Raw genomic sequence first — 6,142 nt, 5'->3', positions numbered from 1 at the left:
AGGTCGTCGACCACCACGCCCAAGCCCTTGAAGGAGATCGAACGGATGTCGGCGCTGGCGCGCGTGATGCCCAAGAACTGGCCTTCGTTGTAGCCGAACGGATCGGTCGCAACGGTGTAGTTATGGGTCTCGATGATTTGGTTGTTGTCACCGTAGACCGACACCACCATGTTCAGCGGAAAGTTCGCAATGGCGAAGTGATTGACGAAGGCGCCCGCGCCGGCGGTCAGCTCAGCGAAGCTGAAGCGCAGCTCGCCGATGCCCGCACCGGCCACAAAGTAGCCGTTGGCACCCCACAGGCCGTTCTCGCCCAGCTCACGGTTGTTGGCGCCCAACTCGGAGCCCGCATCGCCGGTGAAGGTCACGCCTGGCGCAACTGCCACCGGGCCAGTCGTCAACATGCCGTCAAAGGCCTCGAAGTCCACCAGGGCAATGTAGGGATTGGCCAAGGCTGCAGAGTCGGTCACCAGTGCCGCGTGGGCAGGCGCCAAGGCGGCAGCAGCCAAGCCCAGGGCTGCAAGAATTTGCTTGTTGTTCATGAGAATTTATGTCCTGTAATTTCGGGTTGGATAGGCAGGCAAGGCTTTAGCTGCCGATGATGCCGCCGTCGTCCTTGGTGATGACCACCAAGCTCGAACGTGGCCGACCGAAAGGCAACGGCGTCACGCCGTCGGACTGCACACCCCACTGCACAGCGGGCCAGCGCGAGGTCAGCTCAGGGCTGGCCGCCGTGCCAGCTTCGCCCGGGTGCTGCACACCCACCCACATGGTCTTGCCGTCTGGGCTCAGGGCCATGCCGGTGACTTCGCAACCATTCGGGCCGGTCAAGAAGCGGCGGGCCATGCCGGTGTTCGGGTCGGCGCAGACCATGCAGTTGGCACCGATATTGTTCCAAACGCCGGAAGCATCACCGATCTGGTCGGTCTGCACCCAGAGGCGGCCGAAATGGTCAAACCACAAGCCGTCCGGTGCGCCGAAGTCGGCGCTGCCGAAGGGGTCAGCGACGATATTGCCCTTGTAGTTATTGGTCGGCTTCGGTGCGCGGGTGGTCTTGGTGTCGCCGGCTTGCAGGAACAAGTTCCAGCTGAAAGCCGTGGCCAAGACCGTGTCGCCGTTTTCTTGCCAACGGATGATGTGGCCGTAAATATTGTCTTCACGCGGGTTGGCGGCGTCGACAGGTGGGCGGGCCGAGCCTGCTGTGGTGGAACCATCGACCTTGTTGTTGGAGGCGGTGTTGGTGCCACGGCGGTTGTTATTGGTCAGCGTGCAATAGACCTCAATCTTGTTGAAGCCGCCGATGCGTGGACGCGCGCCGGTCCACTCGGGGCGGTCCATCATGGTGGCGCCCACAGCGTCGGCGGCCATGCGGGTCTTGATCAAGATCTTGGCCAGCACCTCGGCGTCATTGGCACCGCTGAAGTTGGCGTTATCACGCAAGGCAACACCACCAGCACCGATGGTGCCCGGCTGCAAAGCCAGCCACTGACCGGTCATGTCAGACGCAAACTTCGCGACATACAGCGTGCCAGCATCCAGCAGATCGCGGTTGGCAGCGCGGTTGGTCGGGTTGAACTTGCCGGCGCTGACGAATTTGTAGATGTATTCGTTGCGCTCGTCGTCGCCCATGTAGACGGCCAGATGGCCGGCGGCGTCAACCACGTACTGAGCGCTCTCGTGCTTGATGCGACCTAAAGCGGTGCGCTTGACCGGCACACTCTTGGGATCGTAAGGATCCACTTCCACCACCCAGCCGAACAAGTTCGACTCATTCGGATTGACGGACAGGTCGAACCGGGGGTCATGCTTGTGCCAGAAGTACTCAAAACCAACCGAAGTCACACCATAGCGGTTGTAGAGCTTGCCCACTTCGCCCGACCCAGCCGTCGGCAACGCGGCGTTGGAGCCGAAATTGCCGTTGAAGTTCTCTTCGCAAGTCAGGTAGGTGCCCCAAGGCGTCACACCGTTGGCGCAGTTATTGATCGTGCCGCAGGCGCTGAAGCCGTCGGTCAGCTTGCCGGTGGGGAAGCTGCCGTTGTCGTTGATCATGTACTCGTTGGCCTTCATCAAGGCGTGGCCTGCGGCAGGGCCGGAGATACGCGTCTTGGTGTTGGCGGTCAGGCGGCGGCCATAAGGCGAGGTCTTGGCCACGGCCCACTTGCCATTGCGACGGCGCGCTTCGAGGATGGACACACCGTGAGCGGCCTGTGACTTGCGCACCGCTGCGATGCTGGCGCCGGCGATACCGGCAGGCGTCAGAATTTCTTCGTGCGTGTACTCGTTATTGACCGCCAAGATGCCGCGATCCGAGGTCGGCTGGCCATCGGCACCGGTGAAGGGGAAGAAAGCCATGCCGTCGTTGTGCGCGCCAAACTGCTTGGCTTGCTCGGCGGCGGTGTTGCTGGCGTCGGCCGCGAAAGCCACGCCGCCGGGCATGATCGCATCACCCCAAGCGACAAACAGCTCGGCCTTGTAGCCCACGGGCACGGTGATCTTGTCGGCCACGGCCGCAGCGGCAGGCGCCGAGGTGATGGACACGCTGGCCGGCACGCTCTCGAAGCCGATGCCGGGGAAACCCAGGCCCGCAGGCACGGGGCCGGCTTGCACGGTGCTGACCAAACCCGACAGCGTCAAGCCACCGGCTGCAGCCAGGGCGGTGGTGCCGACCGAGCCCTTGATGAAGGTGCGGCGGCTGGCGTCGATGCCGTCGATCACGTCGTAAATCGATGCGTTGCCGGACGGATTGATCGTCACGTCATTGCGGGGGTGTTTGATGCCCTTCATGGCTGGCTCCTGGATGCTAACTATTGGGTGGACGAATGGACAGGACTGGAGGCCGTATCACGGCCGCAAGGATGGAATGTGCCCAAGGCCGGCGACACCGGCGTGACAGCCATAGTCCGAACGGCTCATGAAACTCCACAATCAGCCACAGCAACCCCCATATCGGGGGTTGGCGGGCGCTGCCCAGGGGCGGGGGAACAAGGCGCGTACCATTGCGCTCGAAAATGAGCACTCCAGCCCCCCAAACTCCCCCGTCCGCCAACGCCCCTCTCGCCATCTTGCAAGAGGTTTTTGGCTACCCCGTGTTCCGGGGCGCGCAAGCCCAAATCGTCGATCACCTCACAGCCAGCGGTGACGCCCTGGTCCTGATGCCGACCGGCGGCGGCAAGAGCCTGTGCTACCAAATCCCCGCGATCGCCCGCCACCGCGCGGGCCAAGGCGTCAGCGTCGTCGTCAGCCCCTTGATCGCGCTGATGCACGACCAAGTCGGCGCGCTCGAAGAGGCCGGCGTGCATGCCGCCTTCCTCAACTCGACCTTGAGCGGCGAGCAAGCCGCCCATGTCGAGCGCGAGATGATGAGCGGGCGCTTGGTGATGCTGTACGCGGCGCCCGAGCGCATCACCAACCCACGCTTCCTGGCCCAGCTGGACTCGCTCTACGAGCGCGGCCTCTTGAGCCTGTTCGCCATCGACGAGGCCCATTGCGTCAGCCAATGGGGCCATGACTTCCGCAGCGAATACCTGGCCCTCAGCCTGCTGCACGAACGTTACCCCGAGGTTCCCCGCATCGCGCTGACCGCGACCGCAGACGATCTGACCCGCGCCGACATCATCGAGCGCCTCAAGCTGGAAGACGCGCAGATCTTCATCTCCTCGTTCGACCGGCCCAATATCCGCTACGCCATCGTTGAAAAGGACAAGCCGCGCGAACAACTCTTGCGCTTCATCCGCGACGAGCATGAGGATGACGCTGGCATCGTCTACTGCCAGAGCCGCAAAAAAGTCGAGGAAACTGCGGCCTGGCTGGAAAGTGAGGGGCTCAAGGCCCTGCCCTATCACGCCGGCCTGGATGCGAGCGTTCGTCTGCGCCACCAGGACCGCTTTTTGCGCGAAGACAGCGTCGTGATGGTGGCGACGATCGCTTTCGGCATGGGCATCGACAAGCCCGATGTGCGCTTTGTCGCGCATCTGGATCTACCCAAAAACATCGAGAGCTATTACCAGGAGACCGGCCGTGCGGGCCGCGACGGTGCGCCGGCCGACGCCTGGATGGCGTACGGCCTGGCCGATGTGGTCAACCAGCGCCGCATGATCGACGAAAGCCCGGCCGGTGAAGAATTCAAAAAAGGCCAGCGCGGCAAGCTTGATGCGCTGCTGGCGCTGGCCGAGGCGACCGATTGCCGACGCGCTCGTTTACTCGGTTACTTCGGCGAAGCCAGCCTGCCCACCGCCGGGCCGTCCCAAGGCGGGCAGAGCCCCCTCGGGGGGCAAGAGCGCAGCGACGTGGGGGTCCGCTACTTTTGTGGCAATTGCGATAACTGTCTGTTTCCACCGGCCACCTGGGACGGCACCGACGCCTCGCGCAAGTTGCTCAGTTGCATCTACCGCTTCCACCAGAACGGCGGCCAGCGCTTTGGGGCTGGCCATCTGATCGACGTGCTGCGCGGCAAGGTGACCGACAAGGTCACGCAATACGGCCATCAGACGCTGAGTACCTGGGCGGTCGGTGCCGACCTGCCGGAGCAGCAATGGCGCGCCGTGCTGCGTCAGTTGATCGCCTTAGGGCATGTGGTGACCGAAGGTGAATATTCGACGCTGGCCCTGGCCGACAGCGCCCGCGCGGTGCTGAAGGGCGAGGTGCAATTGCGCCTGCGGGTGCCGACGGTGGCACCAAAGAAAGGCAAGCAATCGCGCGTCGCCGTCAAGCCTGGCGGTGCTGCCGGCACGGGCCGCAGTGCTGCGCCGATCGAGCTGGACGAGGAAGCGCAAGCACGCTTCGATCAACTCAAGGCCTGGCGTGCCGAAGTTGCCAAGGAGCACAGCCTGCCCGCCTATGTGATCTTCCAGAACGTCACGCTGGCCGAGATGGCCAAGCAGCTGCCGCAAACGCTCGATGAATTGGCGCAGATCAGCGGCGTCGGGGCGAAGAAGCTGGAAGCCTATGGGGCGGAGATATTGAGGGTGTTGGGGGACTAGGGCCCAACATCAACAGCTGCCAGAATCAAGGCCAAACAGCGCAATCACGCCTCGGCATGAACCAAGCCAAGATCATCATCATTGCGGGCCCGAACGGCGCGGGGAAGACGAGCTTTGCACGTGAGTTTTTGCCCAAAGAGGCTGCCTGCCTTACTTTCATCAACGCCGATCTGATCGCCGCAGGCCTGTCACCGTTTGAGCCCGAAAAGGCCGCCATCAAGGCCGGCCGAATGATGCTGACGGAGATTGCCCAACATCTAGCGCGGAGCAGCAGCTTTGCATTGGAAACCACCTTGTCGGGTCGGTCCTATGCAGAGCAGATCCCTGTTTGGCGCAGCTTGGGGTTCAGGGTGGAGCTTTATTTTTTGAGTCTACCGACGGCCGAGATTGCGGTTCAACGCGTGGCTGAACGAGTGGCCCAAGGTGGACACAACATCCCAGTAGCTACCATCAGGCGTCGCTTCATAGCCGGGCGGCGGTTGTTTGAAAGTTTGTACCGGGAACGCGTTGATCAATGGGTTCTCTATGACAATTCAGGCGTTCTACCTGTCGTGCTCGATCACGGCTCATTTGGAGACAAAGCCATGACGAACATTGCCGTTGAAGAACCGGAAGCCAAGTATCCAGCTCAGCCCAGCCCAGCGGACATTGCCATCGCAGGCTCACTCCAGGCCCTCAAACGCGCAGCGCTCAAGGCCGCAGAACTTGCCCGGCAAACCGGCACTTGTCTGATTGTGGTTCGTGATGGGAAGTTGGTTCGCCTGCGGCCTGAGCCTGAAGATGCGGCGGCCGATTTGAGTTGACCCGCCATTCATGTCAGGCTCCGCACAAGCACACAGTAAGGTCCACGAATTTTTGACGCTACCATCCTCGCAAACATAATTTGCAGGGGGAGCGGTGTCACAAACCGAACGGCATTACAAGCTGAAAGCTTGGCTTGACGCCGGGCGCTGCTTGACGAGGCAGTTTTTGCTGGCTGAGTTGGGGGTTTCATCCTCGGCGCTGAAGCGAGACTTCGCTTTTTTGCGTGACCGCATGAACGCGCCCATCATCTTCGACCACACGCAAAAGGGCTGGCGGCTCGACAAGGCGCAGCAGGCTGTTGGCACGCAATACGAATTACCCGGCCTGTGGCTGAGCGCCGAGGAGATCCACGCGCTGCTGAC

4 protein-coding genes and 1 pseudogene are annotated in these 6,142 nt (G+C 62.3%); 3 read left to right on the top strand and 2 right to left on the bottom strand.

Annotation, left to right across the window (positions count from 1 at the left end; all coding sequences use genetic code 11):
* The coding region (locus RMO57_RS12680) for a hypothetical protein (RefSeq protein ID WP_310387122.1) at positions 1-539 on the bottom strand (539 nt) is incomplete at its 3' end.
* 46 nt (positions 540-585) lie between these two features.
* Positions 586-2,781 (bottom strand): PhoX family phosphatase, encoded by a 2,196-nt coding sequence (locus tag RMO57_RS12675; protein WP_310387120.1) that lies wholly within the window; start codon positions 2,779-2,781, stop codon positions 586-588.
* 224 nt (positions 2,782-3,005) lie between these two features.
* On the opposite strand from RMO57_RS12675, the gene RMO57_RS12670 reads away from it, so the two are divergent.
* From RMO57_RS12670 to RMO57_RS12660, 3 genes and pseudogenes are all read left to right on the top strand, one after another.
* Positions 3,006-4,976, top strand: a complete 1,971-nt coding sequence (locus RMO57_RS12670; RefSeq protein WP_310387117.1) for a RecQ family ATP-dependent DNA helicase — start codon at positions 3,006-3,008, stop codon at positions 4,974-4,976.
* A 56-nt stretch (positions 4,977-5,032) separates the two neighbouring features.
* Positions 5,033-5,779 (top strand): AAA family ATPase, encoded by a 747-nt coding sequence (locus RMO57_RS12665; protein ID WP_310387116.1) that lies wholly within the window; start codon positions 5,033-5,035, stop codon positions 5,777-5,779.
* A 94-nt stretch (positions 5,780-5,873) separates the two neighbouring features.
* Positions 5,874-6,142: pseudogene (locus tag RMO57_RS12660) on the top strand (transcriptional regulator); the annotation flags it as partial.

This window comes from Roseateles sp. (assembly GCF_031397715.1).
Classification (GTDB): domain Bacteria; phylum Pseudomonadota; class Gammaproteobacteria; order Burkholderiales; family Burkholderiaceae_C; genus Paucibacter_A.
Note: the sequence above shows the minus strand (reverse complement) of the source record. Positions and strands in the feature narration are given on the sequence as shown.